Annotated in this window: 19 protein-coding genes; 8 read left to right on the top strand and 11 right to left on the bottom strand. The window is 35.7% G+C overall.

The features are described 5' to 3' along the window. Positions 1-8: 8 nt before the first annotated feature. Positions 9-1,259 carry a dienelactone hydrolase family protein gene (locus GO593_RS16325; protein ID WP_000918653.1) on the bottom strand — a complete coding sequence of 417 codons (1,251 nt, stop codon included), beginning with the start codon at positions 1,257-1,259 and terminating at the stop codon, positions 9-11. A 327-nt stretch (positions 1,260-1,586) separates the two neighbouring features. Here GO593_RS16325 and GO593_RS16320 point away from each other — a divergent pair, with 327 nt between their 5' ends. Next, complete coding sequence (locus GO593_RS16320; protein WP_000848252.1) at positions 1,587-2,930, top strand: MFS transporter; 1,344 nt, start codon at positions 1,587-1,589, stop codon at positions 2,928-2,930. A gap of 67 nt (positions 2,931-2,997) precedes the next feature. Here GO593_RS16320 and GO593_RS16315 read toward each other — a convergent pair whose 3' ends face one another. The 5 genes from GO593_RS16315 to GO593_RS16295 form a co-directional block, all read right to left on the bottom strand. Beyond that, positions 2,998-3,984: an AraC family transcriptional regulator gene (locus GO593_RS16315; protein WP_001983827.1), complete on the bottom strand. Its 987-nt coding sequence runs from the start codon at positions 3,982-3,984 to the stop codon at positions 2,998-3,000. Between the two features lie 322 nt (positions 3,985-4,306). Continuing rightward, positions 4,307-5,092, bottom strand: a complete 786-nt coding sequence (locus GO593_RS16310; protein WP_000163857.1) for a 3-hydroxybutyrate dehydrogenase — start codon at positions 5,090-5,092, stop codon at positions 4,307-4,309. 33 nt (positions 5,093-5,125) lie between these two features. Beyond that, on the bottom strand, positions 5,126-6,547 hold the full coding sequence (locus GO593_RS16305) for a GntP family permease (RefSeq protein WP_000263722.1): 1,422 nt from the start codon (positions 6,545-6,547) through the stop codon (positions 5,126-5,128). Between the two features lie 466 nt (positions 6,548-7,013). After that, on the bottom strand, positions 7,014-7,430 hold the full coding sequence (locus tag GO593_RS16300) for a hypothetical protein (protein ID WP_000739328.1): 417 nt from the start codon (positions 7,428-7,430) through the stop codon (positions 7,014-7,016). A 101-nt stretch (positions 7,431-7,531) separates the two neighbouring features. Next, positions 7,532-8,146, bottom strand: coding sequence for a TetR/AcrR family transcriptional regulator (locus tag GO593_RS16295; protein WP_000622632.1), 615 nt, complete (start codon positions 8,144-8,146; stop codon positions 7,532-7,534). 109 nt (positions 8,147-8,255) lie between these two features. On the opposite strand from GO593_RS16295, the gene GO593_RS16290 reads away from it, so the two are divergent. Further along, the gene (locus tag GO593_RS16290) at positions 8,256-8,657 is read left to right on the top strand and encodes a DoxX family protein (protein WP_000157576.1); all 402 of its coding nucleotides are present in this window, start codon (positions 8,256-8,258) and stop codon (positions 8,655-8,657) included. A 202-nt stretch (positions 8,658-8,859) separates the two neighbouring features. Here GO593_RS16290 and GO593_RS16285 read toward each other — a convergent pair whose 3' ends face one another. Further along, positions 8,860-9,687, bottom strand: a complete 828-nt coding sequence (locus GO593_RS16285) for an RsiV family protein (protein WP_001044076.1) — start codon at positions 9,685-9,687, stop codon at positions 8,860-8,862. A 197-nt stretch (positions 9,688-9,884) separates the two neighbouring features. Between GO593_RS16285 and GO593_RS19185 the strand changes: the two genes are divergently transcribed. From GO593_RS19185 to GO593_RS16255, 6 genes are all read left to right on the top strand, one after another. Beyond that, on the top strand, positions 9,885-10,274 hold the full coding sequence (locus GO593_RS19185) for a hypothetical protein (protein WP_000989978.1): 390 nt from the start codon (positions 9,885-9,887) through the stop codon (positions 10,272-10,274). Positions 10,275-10,421: 147 nt separating this feature from the next. Next, complete coding sequence (locus tag GO593_RS16275) at positions 10,422-11,303, top strand: LysR family transcriptional regulator (RefSeq protein ID WP_000172956.1); 882 nt, start codon at positions 10,422-10,424, stop codon at positions 11,301-11,303. Positions 11,304-11,548: 245 nt separating this feature from the next. Beyond that, positions 11,549-12,253: a CoA transferase subunit A gene (locus tag GO593_RS16270; protein ID WP_001045563.1), complete on the top strand. Its 705-nt coding sequence runs from the start codon at positions 11,549-11,551 to the stop codon at positions 12,251-12,253. A gap of 1 nt (position 12,254) precedes the next feature. Next, on the top strand, positions 12,255-12,896 hold the full coding sequence (locus GO593_RS16265; RefSeq protein WP_000312583.1) for a 3-oxoacid CoA-transferase subunit B: 642 nt from the start codon (positions 12,255-12,257) through the stop codon (positions 12,894-12,896). Positions 12,897-13,012: 116 nt separating this feature from the next. Continuing rightward, complete coding sequence (locus GO593_RS16260; protein ID WP_000414929.1) at positions 13,013-14,422, top strand: short-chain fatty acid transporter; 1,410 nt, start codon at positions 13,013-13,015, stop codon at positions 14,420-14,422. Positions 14,423-14,487: 65 nt separating this feature from the next. Further along, positions 14,488-15,660: a thiolase family protein gene (locus GO593_RS16255; RefSeq protein WP_000095308.1), complete on the top strand. Its 1,173-nt coding sequence runs from the start codon at positions 14,488-14,490 to the stop codon at positions 15,658-15,660. 60 nt (positions 15,661-15,720) lie between these two features. On the opposite strand, the gene GO593_RS16250 is transcribed toward GO593_RS16255, so the two are convergent. The 4 genes from GO593_RS16250 to GO593_RS16235 all read right to left on the bottom strand — a co-directional run bounded on the left by GO593_RS16250 (position 15,721) and on the right by GO593_RS16235 (position 19,028). Continuing rightward, entirely contained in the window at positions 15,721-16,617 is an 897-nt protein-coding gene (locus GO593_RS16250; RefSeq protein WP_001983834.1) for a LysR family transcriptional regulator, read from the bottom strand. Positions 16,618-16,854: 237 nt separating this feature from the next. Continuing rightward, complete coding sequence (locus GO593_RS16245; RefSeq protein WP_001047848.1) at positions 16,855-17,751, bottom strand: LysR substrate-binding domain-containing protein; 897 nt, start codon at positions 17,749-17,751, stop codon at positions 16,855-16,857. 778 nt (positions 17,752-18,529) lie between these two features. Then, entirely contained in the window at positions 18,530-18,751 is a 222-nt protein-coding gene (locus GO593_RS16240) for a hypothetical protein (protein ID WP_000668585.1), read from the bottom strand. Between the two features lie 91 nt (positions 18,752-18,842). Next, positions 18,843-19,028: a hypothetical protein gene (locus GO593_RS16235; RefSeq protein ID WP_000922092.1), complete on the bottom strand. Its 186-nt coding sequence runs from the start codon at positions 19,026-19,028 to the stop codon at positions 18,843-18,845. Positions 19,029-19,084 lie beyond the last annotated feature (56 nt).

Raw genomic sequence — 19,084 nt, 5'->3', positions numbered from 1 at the left:
AATACTCCTTAACTGACTGGCTTGCCTTCACTACTTGACCAAGATGGCATCAACGTATTGGAAGGAAGATCTTCATCAAGAAGTTTTCGCGCTGTCTCGACACCTGCAACTGGTAAGCCTGTTGGGTCTAATAAACCAATTTGAACGAGCACCGATGCTTGGTCCCAGTAAATATGCTCATGACACAGCTTTGAACCTCTGAACTGAATTACACCTAACATTGGAATTTCGACGTATTTACCAGTTGGTTTTACACCCGGTAATAACCAGTCAATTTCAGCGTCGTGTGTAAAGCTCATAATGAACTCGTCTACCACTTGCGTTGAGCCAACCGTACGAGAGATCGAAGTGATCTTCATATCTTTCGGGTTTTGATGAACAAAGTGATACTGATAAAAACGAGCAAGCTGGCTTTGGCCTACCCCACCAGTTAACGTTGGAATATGGTTGACATAAGGTTCTGCGACCATTGTTGCCATAGTTGCGGGGACGTCACGCGTATCGAATTCATGACGGATATGCTCTTCCCAGAGTGCGACTAGGTCATATTTCGGTCCAATCGTTTCATGTAGAGCTGTTACTGTACGCTCGTGAGCAAAGCGTGCTGAAGGTTTGTGGTAATGGTTGCTTTTTGGTCGTGCAAAGGCATGATCAACGCCTTCGTAAACATAAGCTTGTACATTTGAATATTGATTAGCTGCATCGACAATCGCTTGTCTCGCATCTGGCGGTGTAAATTGGTCCAGTTCTGCAATATGTAAAACCAAACGCCCTTTTACGTTAGCTAACTCATCTAACGCTTTTTCAATGCCTACACCGTAATAACCTATGGCACATGCCACTTCCGAAAGTCGACAGCCTGCCAAGTAAGCTAGCTTTCCACCTAAACAATAGCCCACCACGCCGAGACCTGTAGAGGTATCACATTCTGGTCGTGTCTTTAAAAAAGCTAAGCTGTCTTGAATATCTTCAACACCGAGGTTTTCGTCATATTGCTGATAAAGTTCAAAAGCTTTTTGAAAATCTTCTGGTGTGTAACCCAGTTCAATATTAGGTGCTACACGCCAAAATAAATCAGGTACTAAAACGGTATAGCCTTCTTCTGCAAGAAAATCTGCCTTTTCCCGCATTGCTGCATTCACCCCAAAGATTTCCTGACAAAGCACCACACCGGGACCTTTTCCTGTTTCTGGTGTCGCTAGATATGCACCGAACTGCTTTCCAGATGCAGTTTGAATTTGAATGGTTTGACCAGCCATAGTGTCAACTCCTGACATTGTTATGGCTTTATCTTCTATCTGAAAATTTTTTAGACTGTCCAAAAGCTGCAAGCACTATCCAATCTCTGCGCAATTATCAAAATCAATCAAACTGGATAAAAAATTAAAAATAAGAAACACCTATATTTCAAAAGATTAAATTAAAAGTGAAATGAATGCTTTTTATCTCATTTAGAAAAAATGGATGAAGATTAGGACTTATTGGATAGTGAAGGTTGGTTAAAAATAGTTCAATCAAAGACACAGGTTTTGTAACGAATACATTGAATTACTTAGGGAATGAAATAATTTTAAGAAGGAATACATATGAAAACGATAGATGCAAACACGATTATCAATCGCGAAAAACTGTCTCCACTACAGTGGATGGTTTTTATCCTAGGCTTTTTTGTCTTTTTCTGTGATGGTCTAGACACAGGAATTATTGGTTTTGTTGCACCAGCATTACTGGATGATTGGGGAATTACCAAGCCTCAACTTGCTCCCGTTTTAAGTGCTGCTTTAGTCGGTATGTCAATTGGTGCAATCATTTCTGGCCCCTTAGCCGATAAATTTGGCCGTAAAGGTGTTATTGTTTTTACAAGTCTTTTATTTTCTATATTTACGATTTTGTGTGGCTTTGCTAATTCAACTCAAGACTTAATGATTTATCGCTTTATTACTGGCGTAGGTTTAGGCGCAGCTATGCCAAACATTAGTACCATTGTCTCAGAATATATGCCTGTAAAACGTAAAGCATTTCTCACAGGGCTTGCTGGCTGTGGATTTATGCTGGGTATTTCTTGTGGCGGTGTGTTATCAGCTTATCTGTTAGAAAGCTATGGCTGGGCCAAAGTGATTATTATTGGCGGAAGTATTCCGCTAATTTTAGTGGTTGCTTTATTACTTAAATTACCTGAATCAACTCAATACTTAATTACACGTCATCAACAAGATAAAGCGCAGCGTATTTTAGAAAATATTCAAGGCCATTCCTTCCAAGAGCCAGTAAAACTTATTTTAGCTCAAGCAGAAAATCCTTCAGATGAAAATCCGGTTAAAGTGGTTTTAGGAAAATATTTGTGGGGTTCAAGCATGCTTTGGATCTGCTGTTTTTCCAGTCTTTTGGTGTTCTATCTTTTAACAAGCTGGATGCCAACGATTTTAAAAACAGCAGGTTTTAGTACCCAACAGTTTAGTTTAATTGCTGCGATTTTCCCTTTTGGCGGTGTAATTGGCGCAACCATTATGGGATGGTACATGGATAAACTAAACCCAACTACAGTGATTAAATATTCATATCTCATCGCTTTCAGCCTATTTATTGTTGCTGGTCTAGTGAGCTCAAATATTTTCTTATTAGGCCTTACTATCTTCTTAATTGGTGCATTACTGGCTGGTGCACAGTCCTCATTACTGCCACTTGCAGCTATGTTCTACCCAGCAGTGTGCCGCGCGGTTGGTGTTTCATGGATGCATGGTATTGGTCGTATCGGTGCAATTTTAGGTGCTTTCTTTGGCTCATTCATTTTCACCTTTAACTTAAGTTTAAGCGGTATTTTCTTTATTCTCGCTTTACCAACTTTCATCTCATTTACTGCACTTAGCCTGAAAGTGATCTATGAAAAATCTAAACACAAACAAGTGTTAAAACTTGAAGAAAGTCTATAAATATTAAGCAATAAATAAAAAACTGATTTAATTACTTAAATCAGTTTTTTATTGCGAAAGTTAAATATCAGAAAATTTTGCCTTTAGTCTCACTTGGATTTTCGCCAAACTCTTCACGATATTCTTGAGAAAAACGACTTAAGTGATTAAAGCCCCAGTCATAGGCAAGCTTTGAAATAGAAATCTTTCTATCTGCTCCTGTAGTGCTCAAGATTTTGTAAATTTGTTGAAGACGATATTTTTTCAAATACGACATTGGGCTGGTGCCGTAGTATTGTTGAAATTCATCATACAATTTTGATTTTGAAACCCCCGCCAAACGCTGCAAGTCTTCTGCACAGATTTCTTCGTGAGCATGTTCAATAATAAAATTACGAACCTTTCGAATATAAGCTGGCTCATCTTGATGTGAGAGTGACTTTAAAGCTTCAGAGTAGTTGTTTTCTTGAGATAATAGTAAGGCTTTAATTACAAAATTTTCATAGTCTTCAGATAACATCTGTAAACCATAAAAATTGCTATATTGCGATTTTAGCTGTAAAAAATTCTGAATATTCTTCCACCACGCTCCAATCAGTTGCTCAGAGTCTAAGTGCATTTCAGGGTTAAAAATGATAGGCGTTTCTATAGGTTTATTCAGTAAATCTGCAAGGACAATCTGCATACTTCGCTCAGGAATAACCACCTGAAATTTTCTACAGTCTTTATCGATAATCAGATCTTGTTGATCATTATTTGAAACAATTAGGCCTCTGTTTTCATCAGATTGATAATGTGCACCACGAATGTTAAGAGCTTGTCGCCCCTGTATAGGTAAACTAATGCTATAAGCTTTTAAATTTGAGATGTTGATAGCGACGTTTGCACCATAACTGATTGTGCCGATTGCCATTTTTTTATTGGGCAAACGCATTCCGTCATAGTGGAAATCGAGATTATTTTTGTAAATTGTGTCTAGACGGTGTTCACCACAAATTGTGGACATCAGATTCTGCGCAAATTCAGCTTTGCGTGAATAATGATTGAGTTCCATCTGTTGGCTGAGTGATATCATATCCTTTTCACCTAGCTAAAACTTATTGCTAAAAAAGCAACTTGTATGCCAATTAATACCCTTTAATTGACGAGTTTTCCTGAAAATATCTAATCAGGAAATAGCGTAAATATTACTTTCTCATACTCTATTAAATTTTAAAAATGGAAATAAGTTAAATACCTTTAAAGTATAAATTTATACCCTAACGAACTTATTTTCTTAGTTTTTTATAACAAGTTATAGTAGAGATAAAGCATTATTTTGAACAGCAGACTATCGTAAATTTTAACGAATAAAAAACCGCTTATATAGAATAAGCGGCTTTTATAAAACAATTAAATTATTGGGCCGTATAACCGCCATCCATCACGACAGCTTGGCTTGTTACCCCACCTGCTTTGCTACTCGCAAGGAAAATCGCATAGTCAGCAATTTCTTCAACAGAGAGTAAACGCTTTTGAGGAACCATTGCCAAAATTACATCTTCAAGTGCGCTGTCTAAACTCACATTACGGGTTTTAGCCAAATCTGCAATTTGCCCACGAACCAATGGTGTATCTACATAACCTGGGCATAGAGCATTTACCGTAATACCGTCACGTGCACATTCTAATGCGGCAACTTTTGTTAGGCCAATTACTCCATGTTTAGCGCTGTTATAACCTGCCTTCCCAGCGAAACCAATCAAGCCATTAATTGACGCCATATTAATAATACGACCATATTTTTGAGCTTTCATGATTGGAAAAACATGTTTAATACCAATAAATGCCCCAGTTAACATGACTTGAACTAGCTTTTGAAAAACAGCCGTTGGAAATTCTTCAATAGGCGCAACATGTTGGAAACCAGCATTATTAATTAAGATATCAACCGTACCAAAGGTCTTTTGAGTGAGCTCAATAGCTTGTTTATAAGCAACTTCATCGGTCACATCACATGGTGCAGATAAGGTATCAAAACCTTGCTCTTTAAGTGAGCTCGCCGTTTCTTGACACTTTTCGGCATTCATATCAGAAATAACAACTTTGGCACCTTCTTGAGCAAATTTCTTAGCAATCTCTAGACCGATACCACTTGCAGAACCTGTAATAAAAGCCACCTTACCGTCTAAAAGTTTTGTCATTTATTTACTCCTTAATACTTATAACGTGCTGATTTAAACAATACCTGTTACGGTAAAGACCGTAATGACCACAAATACCGCTAACGTTTTAATTACCGTGACTGCAAAAATATCTTTATACGATTGTTTATGGGTTAAGCCTGTAACAGCGAGTAAAGTGATAACGGCACCATTATGCGGAAGCGTATCCATACCGCCTGACGCCATCGCAACTACACGGTGCATGACTTCTGGTGGAATACCCGCAGCTAAAATCGCGGCGTTATATTGTTCAGCCATCGCACTTAAAGCGATACTCATACCCCCAGAAGCTGAACCAGTAATACCTGCTAAAACAGTTGTTGTCACAGCCCCATTGACTAATGGATTTGTAAAAGTACTGCTCATTGCATGACTAATCATGGCAAAACCCGGTAATGACGCAATAATTGCACCGAAACCATACTCAGAAGCTGTATTCATCACAGCTAAAAGTGAGCCACCAATACTGGCATTAATGCCTTCTTTGAAGTTCGTCACTACACGTTGATAATCAAACAAAATTGCAGTAATAATCCCGACAATCAGCGCAAGACCAACTGCCCAGATCGCACCAGTTTTTGCAACGTCTACGGTGTAATCCGCTAATCCAACTGCAGCAAAATCAAAACCATTTGGATACCACTCTTTGATTGCTTTAGACAAATATTTGTTCATTACGGCAACAAGAATGAGAGGCACAAACGCTAAAAACTGACGAGCCGTACTTCCATTATTTTGCAAGTTCATATCGGCTTCAATTTCTTGAGATGGCGTATTGTCTACGCCAAAACCCGAGAAGCCTTCGCCAGCTTTTGCAGCAGCTCGGCGACGCCATTCTAAGTAAGCCAAACCCATGCATAGAACAAAAATAGCACCAATAATTCCTAGAAATGGTGCGGCATAAATATTGGTGCCAAAGAATGTGGTTGGAATTACATTTTGAATTTGCGGTGTACCAGGCAAAGCATCCATAGTAAATGTAAATGCACCCAGCGCAATGGTTCCTGGAATTAAACGTTTTGGAATATTCGCTTGTCTAAATAGCTGGTTTGCAAAGGGATAAATTGCAAATACAGCAACGAATAAACTTACACCGCTATAGGTTAAAATAGCACCTAGTAATACAACCGTTAAAATTGCTTTTTTTGCCCCAATCCATCTTACAATGGTGCGAGCAATAGACTCAGCAATTCCTGACATTTCAACGACTTTACCGAAAATTGCCCCCAGCAAAAACACAAGAAAGTAATCTTTAATAAAGTTCACCATTTTGGGCATAAAAACACCCGAATAAAACGGTAAAACATTGGCTGGGTTAATGAGTAAAACTGCAAGTAAGGCACAAATTGGTGCCATGAGAATGACAGAAAAGCCCTTGTAAGCTGTATACATTAACAGCCCAAGCGAAAGTAGAATTACAAATAATTCCCACATATATTCTTTCTCCCTAAAGAATAGATATTAGGTTCAATAAAATTACCAAAAGATATTTAGGTTATCCCAAACCTATAATGATAAAAATCACAATATCTATGGATGGTAATAGGTAAATGAGCTTAAAAATAAAATATCACTAAAATATTTAAAAACAATGTAATTTATTGAAATTTTTAAATACCAATAAAATACAAGCGCTTATTTGGCTCTCTTGGTAAAATTTAATTATTAAAAAAATATTATTGTTTTATAAAACTTGTTAATTATTGAGTAAATTAAATTAATGTTTCTATATTATTTAATAAAGCCAATTGAATAATATATTTTATAAATTAATTTAATAAATATTTTGTTAGTTGAGATCAATAATCTATTAGCGAATAAGAAAAACCCACCTAATGACGAGTGAGTTTAATTAAAATCTGATATTGCTTGTTTGCTTTAGACAAAAGATCTTACTCTCTTATTTCATTCGAGTTAGTCTTAAATTAAAGTCAGATGGAAGTAAAATTCGATATTCTATCTCTGCCCCTGATTTGACTTCTGTTTCTTGAGAAGTGGCAATATTTGGGCACATTCCCCCACCAGTTTCTAATCTAAAGATATAATATGTAGGCTCAAGATAAATTGTAGCTATTTCGTTTGAGCGAATTGAAAATACTTTTTCGTTATTTACATACATATCATGAGTACAACCAGATCCTAGAAAACCTTTATCTCGTGAAAAAGTAACTTTTGCTTGTTCAGGAGACTGTTTCTTTAAATAGTTCTGATTGTACACTCTCTCATTAGGTATCGGTTTTGCTGTATTCGGAACAACTGGAGCTGTTGAGCACCCAACTAAGCCCAGAACTAAAGCTAAAAAAATGTTTTTTTTCATGATATTATCCACTTTAATAATGTGTAAAATTTAACATTTCAGATCTTGTTCATTAATTTTACGGATTTTGCGCAAGTGTATTCGCTCAGTTGAACCGAACTTTAGCTTTTTATACCATTTAGGAAAGTTAAAACTGCCATTTCAACACGTTCATCTATTTGACTATCAGTAACTATTTCACCAGATATAATTTTAAATTGTAGATCTGAGATGAGCATATCGCAAAATAAAGCACCCATGACTTTCGGTTTTGAAACTCTTATCTCCCCAACCTCAGCCCTTTTCATTAAAAGTTCTGCTGCTAAGTTATATGCACTAACTGGACCTAATTGTACAAATGTTTTTGCAAACTCTGGATAACGAGTCGCTTCTGAAAGTACCAGTTTCTGTAAAGCAATTACGCGAGAAGATAAAAGTACTGATAAAAATATTCTTCCAAAAGAAGTAAGAGCTTGCTCAATTGAGCCACCTTCTACTGGTAAGGCTTTTAGTGGATCAAGTACTTGCTGGCACACATCCGCAATCACACTCCTAAAAAGCCCCTCCTTATCACCAAACTGAGCATATAGATCTCTTTTAGACCCCCCGATCTTGGAAATAATTAAATTAATAGAAACTCTTGAGTAACCATACTCTAGAAAAAGATCACCTACTGTTTGAATTATAAGGCGATTTTTATTATCAATTTGATTGGTTTTGGTACTTTCACTTATCACAATTCTTTCCTACAAAATAAAAGGCGTGCCATGGTTCTTGACATTACCATGTACAAAAGTATGATGGTAACGATCATTACCATCAACTCTATATAGGAATAATCTTCTTATGGCATCCTTAATTCATAATACTTTATCAAGTAATTACACATTAGTTATTGGGCGAATAGTTTTATCTTCATTCTTTTTAATCGCTGGTATTTTTGGTGTGTTTAACTTTGATACTGTTGTTAATGAAATGATTGGAGCAAATTTACCACTTCCTGAATTATTTGCTTTTGCAACTATAGCCATTCAACTTATAGGATCAATTCTACTTATTTCAAATTTTGCAGGGCTTACATGGTTGGGTGCAGGAATACTAGCCATTTTCACTTTACTTTGTATTCCTATTGGACATCCTTTTTGGAAATTAGCTGAACCACAAAGAACTCAGGATTTCCAAATTGTATTAGAACATATTGCTTTAAGTGGAGGGCTTCTATTAGCAGCAATAGCCACCAAGAAATAAGTTGAGATAATCAAAAACTCAAAATCTTCTGTGTTACATAAATAGTGAGTTCTGTCTTCACAGGGCTCTTTAATAGAGACTCCAAATAATCCTCTTCCTCAAAAAATTCTGTGCCATTGTGACTATTACCATTTACTAGAGATTGTAAATTAATATAAAAATTTTGCTCTACTATCTTTATCGGATTAGGCAGGAGTTATTTTTACATTTCAGTTTTTAAAGTAGGCATTGGCGGTAAAAAATCTGATTTTATCAGTTGATCTGTATCAGAGAGTTCTAAACTCACAGGACCTGCAGCATATGGAGCCAATTCGTAAAGCTGAAAATCAAATGTAATCCCGCCTGATTGATTAATATAGAAATTTTCACTTACTTTAAAGTCTTCTTTACTAATATAAGGCTGCATATCTTTTTCTTGACACCAATATCCGTATTGTTTCCACAATTCTTCTTTAAGCGCATTCATCTTTCCATTGATAACAATATCTTTTAATTCAATGCGTTTTTTACTTTTTAAGTCAAAAATATAATCTTCAAAAGTTGCTATACCATGAGCCCCGCCAGAATATTCTGAACTTACTTTCGAAATTTGCACATATTGGCCAAACTGTCCATTAAAGCGATAAACCACACTCTGTGACCAGTTATTAAACCCTTCAGCTTGGGTTTGATTTAGTTGCTTTTGCTTTTCTGAAGGAGGTGTAAGAGCATCTGCATAATCTTTACGGATTTCCTTATCGATTACTTGATCAATCCATTCAATATTACTTTTAAGTGCAATCGCTTCTTTAGAGGTACATACAATTCCATCAACATCTGGATTTGGAGCACAAATTTTGGGTTGTTGAAACTTCACAAGAAAATTACGTACTAGCATAGCAGGAATTATATTTTCTTCTTTTGGAGGCTGTTCAGTTGCTTTTATAGTAGAGGTTTTTTCCGTTTTTTCTGTTGGTTTTTCCTCTGCTTTTTTTATACATCCACTCAATACAAGTGGTACTACCATTAAGCCAAGAATAGTTTTATTCATCAATTATACCCTTATATAACTTATTTATCTTTTACATTAAATTTTAAAGAATTTAAAAATTCATAGATATATTAATTGAAATTAGAATGACTTTATATCTTGATATTTTTGGAAAATAAATTTTGAAAAAATAATATTTATTTAATTTAAAATATTTAATACAATAGCGAAGTAAAATATTGATAAGAAAACAAAATATGATGTGGATTAAATTTATACTGTATCCTTTGGGGATGTTTGTACTGTGGCAAGCTATTTTTATAATTACGCAACTCTCTTTAACATCTCTAAATATGCCACAAGTCTTTGTAGGTATAATTTCATTGATCATAAATTGCGGGATGCAAATTCTTATTGGTTATAAAATCCCTCATCTAGCACCGAAATATAAATTTGTAGTGAGTACTACATACGTCATTCTCTTCACCTTTTTATTGGCAATCTATTCAACAACTGTTTTATTAGAAGGCTTGAAAGTTGCTCCTCAAGCAATTTGGCTAGGTTATTTGTTTTTCCATGTAATTGGCGTGTTTATATATTTTTCTAATAATAGAGACGAGTTTTGTTGGGACAATTTATTAAAGTAATTCAAGATTTTTACATTTATTTCTGGCTCTCTGTTAAATAAGTCCATGATTTTTATTTTTCATAATTTTTTGTCAAAAAACATCATATTAGGTAAATTTTCGTATAAATTACTCTTCTAGGTAAGTTGAGTAATTTAAAGGAAAGAAATGACGCTTAAACAACTAAAAGCTTTTTTGGCCCTTGCGCGTACACTCAACTATGCCAATGCTTCTTTAGAGTTACATCTCAGCCAGTCTGCTTTAAGTCTCACCATTAAAAGCTTAGAGGAAGAATTAGGCGGAAAGCTCTTTAACCGTAATACACGCCGTGTTGAGCTTACCCAAGAAGGCAAATCGCTCATTCCATATGCAAAAAAACTCCTTGCCAATTGGGATGAAATGGAGAACGATGTTAAACAACGGTTTAAGCTCAATCGTGGAACATTAAGTATTGCCTCAATGCCCTTTGTGACCCATGCAATTTTGCCAGAGGTGATTCATCAATTTTTAGCCGTCCATCCCAATCTTAATTTTTCAATTCACGATATTCCAAATGAGACCATTATAGAAAAAGTACAAGATGGTATTTTTGAGCTTGGTATTTGTTTTGAACCTGATCTCACCGAAGGTTTAGAGTTTAAACCGTTGTTTGAAGAAGACTTCTTAGCTCTATTACCTAAGAGTCACCCCCTCGCTCAATCATCTTCTATTACATGGCATGAGCTTTGTTCAAATCCATTTGTAACCTTGCAAAAACCCTCAATTGTTCGATATTTAGTTGAGCAAAATTGTTTGCGAAATAATATAACGCTCGATTTAAAAGTTGAATGCCACCAAATTTCATCTCTTTCAAGTTTCGTTGCTTATGGAATTGGGGTAAGTGCAATTCCAAGGCATTTTGCTAAACACATTGATAAAGAACATAACGTTCTGATTGATTTAAAAGATGAAGCCATTCATAAAACAGTAGGAATTGTTTATAAAAAGAACTTTGAAATTTCAAATATTTCTGCTCAATTTATTGAGGCACTGGTTCAATATAAATTTTAAAAAATTAAAGATTGTCTTTTAGTATAAGTTAAGCTTATGGATAAGTTAAATTCTTTAATTTTTATAAGTTTCAATATGTTGCAGAGTAATTTTTAAATTTTTTAGCTTGTATGCGTCTTAAGTTTTGTTCTTAATTTGATATTATTCATTGATTATACTTATTAATCATTTAAAAAAATTAACTTCTATAACACAAAATGTGATGCTAAAACTAGAAACACTAAGGGATATAGGAAAACAACAGAATGAATAAAGTTTATGCCAACGCAGAGGCAGCACTGAAAGATGTAATTGCAGACAATCAAACACTTGCTGTTGGTGGTTTTGGTTTGTGTGGAATTCCGGAAAAACTAATTGTTGCAGTTAAGCAAAGTGGTGTGACTGGTCTCACATGTATTTCGAATAACGCAGGTGTAGATGATTTTGGTTTAGGTATATTGCTTCAAACCAAACAGATCAAAAAAATGATCTCTTCTTATGTGGGTGAAAATAAAGAATTCGAGCGCCAATATTTAAATGGTGAATTAGAAGTTGAACTAACCCCACAAGGCACCTTAGCTGAAAAGTTACGTGCTGGAGGTGCTGGAATTCCAGCATTTTATACACAAACTGGTGTAGGTACACTCATTGCTGAAGGTAAAGAAGAACGTATTTTTAACGGCAAAAATTACATTTTAGAAGAATCTTTAACAGCCGATGTAGCTCTTGTTAAAGCATATAAGGCAGACAAGGCAGGTAATTTAGTATTTCGTAAAACTGCTCAGAATTTTAATCCCGAATGCGCAATGGCTGGAAAAATTACAATTGCAGAAGTTGAACAGGTGGTTGAAATTGGTGAATTGGATCCGGATGAAATCCATTTACCAGGTATATATGTGAACCGCATTGTATTAAACGCATCACCTGAAAAACGCATTGAGCATAAAACTTTAAGCACGGAGGCAGTATAAAATGGCTTGGTCACGTAATGAAATGGCACAACGTGCTGCAAAAGAACTTGAAGATGGTTTTTATGTCAATTTAGGTATTGGCTTACCTACCCTTGTTGCCAATTATATTCCTGAGAATATTAATGTTTGGCTTCAATCTGAAAATGGCTTATTAGGTATTGGTGAATTCCCGACTGAAGAAACTGTCGATGCCGATTTAATTAATGCCGGCAAACAAACGGTTACTGCTCGCCCTGGTGCAGCCTTTTTCTCAAGCTCAGAATCTTTTGCCATGATTCGTGGTGGCCATGTCAACATTGCAATTTTAGGTGCAATGGAAGTTTCTGAAAAAGGAGACTTAGCGAACTGGATGATTCCGGGTAAAAAAGTCAAAGGTATGGGCGGTGCAATGGACTTGGTTGTTGGTGTTCAAAAAGTTGTTGTTCTAATGGAACACTGCGCAAAAGACGGTACACCAAAAATCGTGAAAAACTGTAGTTTGCCTTTAACAGGTAAAGGTGTTGTTCACCGCGTGATTACAGACTTAGGCGTAATGGATATTACGCCACAAGGTGTAGAGCTCATTGAACTTGCTAAAGACGTAACGCTCGAACAAATTCAAGCTGCTACAGGTGTCGAGTTTTATAAAACCTTAGTCGCGTAAATTCTAAGGCTTAGTTAGCTGTACAAGACTCAAGTTAGTAAGTGAGCTTGAGTCTTAGCCCTATCAAGCACCGGATGTGCTGTCTATAAATAAGAATGAGAAGGATTTTTTCAGCTATGGAAAAACAGCAAGGAATTTTTGAAAGATTTGCTCTTCGGATTAGTGACTGGTCTGAAAAATGGTTTCCTGATTCATATATTTTTGCTCTGCTTGGCGTCATTATTGTCTCTGTTGCCGCCTTGGGTATTGGTGCTCCAATCCATGATGTAGCGACTTCATTTGGTAATGGCTTCTGGAGTCTTATTCCCTTTACCCTGCAAATGACTATGCTCATTATTGTAGGTTATGTCGTTTCTGTATCTAAGCCCGTAAAATTCCTGATCCAAAAAATGGCGCGTATTCCAAGTTCTGGACGTGGTGCTATTGTTTTGGTGGCAACCGTTAGTTTATTAATTTCACTAGTCAATTGGGCAATAAGTACGATTCTTACTGCACTTTTAGTGATTGCATTAGCAAAACGTAAAGAGCTGAATATGGATTATCGTGCTGCTGCGGCAGCCGCAATCATTGGTATGGGTGCAACTTGGGCTCTTGGAATTAGTTCATCAGCAGCACAGCTTCAGGCAAATAAAACCAGTTTACCTGAGTCAATTTATAACCTGACTGGTGTTATTCCATTTACCGAAACGATTTTCCTTTGGCAATCAATTGCAATGACCATTATTTTAGTGATTGTTTCAATCGCTATTGCATATTGGTCTGCCCCAAAAGGCAATAGCGTTAAAACCATTGATAGTTTTGATGTGCAATTTGAAGAAGAAAAAACAAATGAAGCAAAATCTACTCGTCCAGGTGACTGGTTAGAAAATTCGCCTATCTTAACGATTATTGTGGTGGTTTTAGGCTTAATCTGGATGTTTTTTGAATTTTCAAAAAGCAATCCCATCATTGCCATTTCAAGTCTCAACACCTACAACTTCGTGTTTTTAATGCTTGGGTTAGCTTTACATGGCACACCACGGAACTTTTTAAATGCTGTTGCAAAAGCAGTTCCGGCAGTATCGGGAATCTTAATCCAATTTCCACTGTACGGAAGCATCGCCTTTATTATGACCCAAGCTTTAAATAGCCAAGACTTATCGCTGTCACATTATATTGCCGAATTTTTCGTTTCAATCGCTTCAAAAGAAACCTTTGCAATTGTGATGGGAATTTACTCTGCGGTACTTGGATTTTTTGTACCTTCAGGTGGTGGAAAATGGATTATTGAAGCCCCATATGTTATGCAAGCAGCAAATGATTTAAAGGTTCATTTAGGCTGGTCTGTACAAATTTATAATGCAGCCGAAGCTTTACCAAACTTAATCAATCCATTCTTTATGCTTCCAATGTTAGGCATTTTAAAACTAAAAGCAAAAGATGTGATTGGTTTTACAGTGACACAGCTCGTTGTGCATTTTCCTTTAGTTTTATTCTTGCTGTGGTTCTTTGGTAGAACGCTCAGCTATACCCCTCCAACTTTTTAATTTAGTGGCGCCTTTAGTTTAGGCTAAAGGCAAATTTAGCAAATACACCAATAAGAGATATTAAGATGAGTTCAATTGTTATAGTTTCAGGTAGCCGTACTGCAATGGGTGGTTTTCAGGGTAGTTTATCTTCTCTAACTGCTCCAGAACTTGGCGCTGCTGTCATCCGCGAATCGATCCAACGTGCAGGTGTTAAGCCTGAACAAGTAGATGAAGTGATTTTCGGTTGTGTACTCAGTGCAGGTATTGGTCAAGGCCCTGCTCGTCAAGCCATGCGTAAAGCTGGCGTGCCTGATCATGTCGGAGCTGTGACCATTAATAAACTTTGCGGCTCTGCAATGAAAGCGGTGTTAATGGCATCAGATACCTTAAAAGCAGGCAGTGCCAATATTATTGTGGCTGGCGGCATGGAATCTATGACGAATGCACCTTATATTTTGCCTAAAGCTCGCGGTGGTTATCGTATGGGACACGGCGAAATTAAGGATCATATGTTTTTAGATGGCCTCGAAGATGCAGAAACAGGTCGTTTAATGGGGTCTTTTGCTCAAGACATGGCAAATACCAAAGGCTTTACCCGTGAGCAAATGGATGACTTTGCAATTTCTTCACTTAAAAAAGCGCAAACTGCGATTACGGAAGGTTATTTCAAAGAAGAGATTGTTCCTGTTGAAGTAAAAACCCGTAAAGGTGTCGAAGTTATTGATCAAGATGAGCAACCATTAAAAGCAAATCTTGAGAAAATTCCGACTTTACGCCCTGCTTTTAGCAAGGACGGCACAATTACAGCCGCTAACTCAAGCTCTATTTCTGATGGTGCTGCTGCATTAGTACTTACCACTGAAGAATATGCTCAAAGTCACGGGTTAAATACTTTAGCAAAAATTGTGGCAACTTCGACTCACTCTCAGCATCCAAGCGAATTCACAATTGCTCCAATTAGTGCAATTCAAAAAGTACTTGAGCGTGCTGGTTGGTCTGTTGATGAAGTAGATGCTTGGGAAATTAATGAGGCTTTTGCAATGGTGGCAATGGCACCAATTCATGAGCTAGGAATTGATGAAGCAAAAGTAAACGTCCATGGTGGTGCATGTGCATTGGGCCATCCAATTGGTGCTACAGGTTCAAGAATTATTCTTTCTCTTATTTATGCATTAAAACGCTTAGGTAAAAAGAAAGGTGTCGCTGCCCTTTGTATTGGTGGTGGTGAAGCAACAGCCGTTGCGATTGAAATTTAATTTAAAATTAAAAGAAGATGTAAGGATTTTCTTACATCTTCTTTTTTATAATTAAAACTCTTAAGCAGTTTTAAATAGTTCATAACAGGTTTGACGGAACCATTTATGGCTACTCTTGTGGTGACAAGACATATGCCAATGTTGCTTAACATCATAAGTTGGAAAATCAAGCGGTGCCGGTAAAATCTGTAAGTTCTCTCTAACCAATAAAACCTGACTTAAATAATATGGCACAGTGGCAATAGCATCTGTTTCCTGAACGACCAATCCCACACCTAAATAACTTGGTAAGCGAATTAAAATATTTCGGTCCAGCCCTTTATTCTGCAGCTCATTTTTAATGTGATAATGCCCAATACCCGCATCAATATCGATGTGAGATTCACGCATATAATCCTCTAAAGTGAAATTATTTGGGTCTAAACGTGGATGGCTTTTTGAGCTAATTACGACATAGTGTTGACGAAAAAACTTCTGCTGATAAAAACCTTCTTCTAACTGCGGTAAAAAACCTATGGCTAGATCAATTTCACCGTTTGCCATTTGATAGCTAGTTTCTGGTGTAATCGGCCTAATATTTAAACGAATCAAAGGAGCTTTTTCTTTTAAATAATTGGTCAGTTGCGGCAATAAAACCAAATGAGATACATCAGTCATCGCAATCGTAAACAACTGATCTGAGGTCAACGGATCAAAGTTCACATTAAAATTATTAATGCTTTCAACCTTATCAATAACTTCGCTAATGAGTGGAAAAATTTGCTTTGCCAGTTCAGTCGGAATCATTTCATTACCGACTCGAATAAACAAAGGATCATTAAAATGTTGGCGGATTTTGTTTAGACCATTACTAACGCTCGGCTGTGTCAAACCAATGGCATCTGCAGCCATTGAAACACTTTTGAACCGATAAATATGATAAAAAATATTTAATAATCTACTGTCTAGATCAAACAAAATTGTCTCCGCTTGGACTCAATAATCCATTGAAATAAGTTCAAAGTAGGTATGAAAGAGATAAATACTCCTATACTCTACTTTTGACTTATTGAAATTTACTCTAAATTATCAAAGAATTTAGACAAGGGGCAATGCTTTATACTGCCTTTCATCGTAAAGGCCAAAGCATAATCTACTTATTTGCTTAATTTATATATAAATATCGTGTACTTCATCATTTCAAATGAGTAGACGTTATTGGTCTTGCTGGCCTTTAAAACCATTCCATATTTTCTGTACCGACTTATTATCACTCAAATTATTTTTGAAGATGTAAATATCTTGAGCAAGGCAATATTCTTGTTGGTCTAAAATGACTAATTTTCCGGCTGCAAGGTCTTCTTCAACATTAATTTTTGGAATCCAAGCAACTCCTAGACCTTGTAAAACCAGCTCTTTTAAATTAGTGGCATTATCTGTTTCATATAACGTTTTATATACAAGCTTACCTTCAATCAGTTGATCTACCAATTTTCTTAAGTACGCGTGTTTACTATACGCTAGCAGAGCAAAATTACTTTGTATTGTATGTTTAGGACTGTGGTCAGGTTCAGTTGCAGAAACCGGTACAATAACCGTTTCAGCAATTTTGATACCACTTAAAATATCATCCCCAACTTTTCTAATATTGCTTTTATCTGCATAGCAAATCATAAAGTCACAAGCACCTTCTTTTAACAAAGACAGGCCTTCTCCACTATTCGTTGCGACAATTTCAATTTTTAAATCACGAATAAGTGTAGGAAATTTCTTTAAAAAAGTAGTTAAAAATCCAGAAGCTAAAGAATGAACAACGCAGAAACGAATGGTCGATTCAGTTTCATTTTTAATATTTTTAATGAGTTTTGCGGTCTCCTCTACCTGTTTTTCAATATTTTTAGACATCACTAATAAAATTCGACCAATGTCTGTAAATTCGATGTTGTTTTTGTTGTTCCTAATAATGACTTCAGCACCAATCATTTCTTCAATTTGTTGAATTCTTCGAGTAAATGCAGACTGGCTAATAAATCTTTTCTCTGCTGCTTTTGAGATTGAACGTTCACGTTCTAATGTGAGGAGATCCTCTACCCAACGGACTTCTAAATTCATCTTATCTATTCCCTTTTAGATTTGTAATTTTATTAATTGATATTTTTGGGAAGTAGCATAAATAAATTTAGTGATGAGAAAGAATGATAAAACATAGGGAGTACCTGCAAAAATGCGAGAAGTGAAAGGACAAAGCCAATCTATAAAATTAAGTATTTAATAATTCTGACATAGAAAAGAAGATAAGAAAATAATAGGTTTTGTTTTCACGAGACAAGAGATGAACATAAGTACAATTCAGCTAAAAAAAATTATTTAAATCAAACAATAAAAACCCATCATAAAAATAAATAAGCGATCTTAACAAGATAACTTTTAGAAATAAGCACGAACTTATATTTGTACATTTTTTGATAAAAAAAGTCCGCACCTTGGGGAAGAATGCGGACTGTAAACTGTTTCAATAACCAATCCTTATGTTATTGATTAAATTTTTCAGAATCTTAATTAAGATACTTTTCCACTATAAAAGGTAGTTAAAAAATCTATTTTCATACCCTTTTTACTTTGCCTAACCCAAAAAATATGAAAAATGATTTTTTTACTCACTCAATGGGTTGGTAAAGTAATAATTGATAAGAAAATGATTACCTTACCTCATTTCAGGATTTAAGCAGTCATAATAATTGATTGGATTTAAATACAATATTTGAAAAGAGTATAAGATAAAAAGATAATCCCGACTATTATACTAAAGTATCTATTTGGGTGTACTCAAACGTATTGAGTCCCCTTTAAAAGCGGTGACGATTTTCGCAGACGGGTTGATCAAAATGACCTAATATTCACCAATCAAGTAGTATAACTTTCTTGAAATTTCAACCATCATATTAGAAGTATATTGACTGATTTCAAATATCTGTTTTTTCTGTGGATTGAAAACCATATTGTCTTTTTCATCACTAAAAAAAACATAAGTTGTGTATTTATCCATGTGATGAATATGCTCTTTTAAGCTGAGTTTCTCACCAGAGTTAGGATCATATGCAATAAACTTCATTCTCATGCATTTGTCTCTTTACAGCGTGCTTACACCTTATAAAATTTCAGTCAAAAGATTATTTAACAGACAATAATCTTGAATGCCTAAATTATTGATACGATGCAGTAGGGATATTTTGTTTAGCTTTTTGAATAGATAACTCAGCATTCTTAATTGATTGCTCAGCTTCTTTAAGCATGTGCGAACTTTTAGTTTCAGCTTTTTCTTCATTACCCCAAAGGAGATAACAAGCAAAACTTCCCAATATTAATAAAGCAGCAGTTACTTTTAACATAAACTTAATAAATCAAAATTTTCTGTATTATAAATATTTTTATGTGAAATGCATCA

The sequence above is a fragment of the Acinetobacter baumannii genome (assembly GCF_009759685.1).
Lineage (GTDB): Bacteria > Pseudomonadota > Gammaproteobacteria > Pseudomonadales > Moraxellaceae > Acinetobacter > Acinetobacter baumannii.
The sequence above is the reverse complement of the archived record's forward strand: the minus strand, read 5'-3'. Positions and strand labels throughout refer to the sequence as shown.

Coding starts and splice junctions, on each gene's coding strand:
- GO593_RS19185 (WP_000989978.1), top strand. CDS start 9,885: ATGATGTGGATTAAATTTATACTGTATCCTTTGGGGATGTTTGTACTG.
- GO593_RS16305 (WP_000263722.1), bottom strand. CDS start 6,547: ATGTGGGAATTATTTGTAATTCTACTTTCGCTTGGGCTGTTAATGTAT.
- GO593_RS16235 (WP_000922092.1), bottom strand. CDS start 19,028: ATGTTAAAAGTAACTGCTGCTTTATTAATATTGGGAAGTTTTGCTTGT.
- GO593_RS16285 (WP_001044076.1), bottom strand. CDS start 9,687: ATGAATAAAACTATTCTTGGCTTAATGGTAGTACCACTTGTATTGAGT.
- GO593_RS16270 (WP_001045563.1), top strand. CDS start 11,549: ATGAATAAAGTTTATGCCAACGCAGAGGCAGCACTGAAAGATGTAATT.
- GO593_RS16310 (WP_000163857.1), bottom strand. CDS start 5,092: ATGACAAAACTTTTAGACGGTAAGGTGGCTTTTATTACAGGTTCTGCA.
- GO593_RS16260 (WP_000414929.1), top strand. CDS start 13,013: ATGGAAAAACAGCAAGGAATTTTTGAAAGATTTGCTCTTCGGATTAGT.
- GO593_RS16265 (WP_000312583.1), top strand. CDS start 12,255: ATGGCTTGGTCACGTAATGAAATGGCACAACGTGCTGCAAAAGAACTT.
- GO593_RS16300 (WP_000739328.1), bottom strand. CDS start 7,430: ATGAAAAAAAACATTTTTTTAGCTTTAGTTCTGGGCTTAGTTGGGTGC.
- GO593_RS16275 (WP_000172956.1), top strand. CDS start 10,422: ATGACGCTTAAACAACTAAAAGCTTTTTTGGCCCTTGCGCGTACACTC.
- GO593_RS16325 (WP_000918653.1), bottom strand. CDS start 1,259: ATGGCTGGTCAAACCATTCAAATTCAAACTGCATCTGGAAAGCAGTTC.
- GO593_RS16245 (WP_001047848.1), bottom strand. CDS start 17,751: ATGAATTTAGAAGTCCGTTGGGTAGAGGATCTCCTCACATTAGAACGT.
- GO593_RS16320 (WP_000848252.1), top strand. CDS start 1,587: ATGAAAACGATAGATGCAAACACGATTATCAATCGCGAAAAACTGTCT.
- GO593_RS16290 (WP_000157576.1), top strand. CDS start 8,256: ATGGCATCCTTAATTCATAATACTTTATCAAGTAATTACACATTAGTT.
- GO593_RS16240 (WP_000668585.1), bottom strand. CDS start 18,751: ATGAAGTTTATTGCATATGATCCTAACTCTGGTGAGAAACTCAGCTTA.
- GO593_RS16255 (WP_000095308.1), top strand. CDS start 14,488: ATGAGTTCAATTGTTATAGTTTCAGGTAGCCGTACTGCAATGGGTGGT.
- GO593_RS16315 (WP_001983827.1), bottom strand. CDS start 3,984: ATGATATCACTCAGCCAACAGATGGAACTCAATCATTATTCACGCAAA.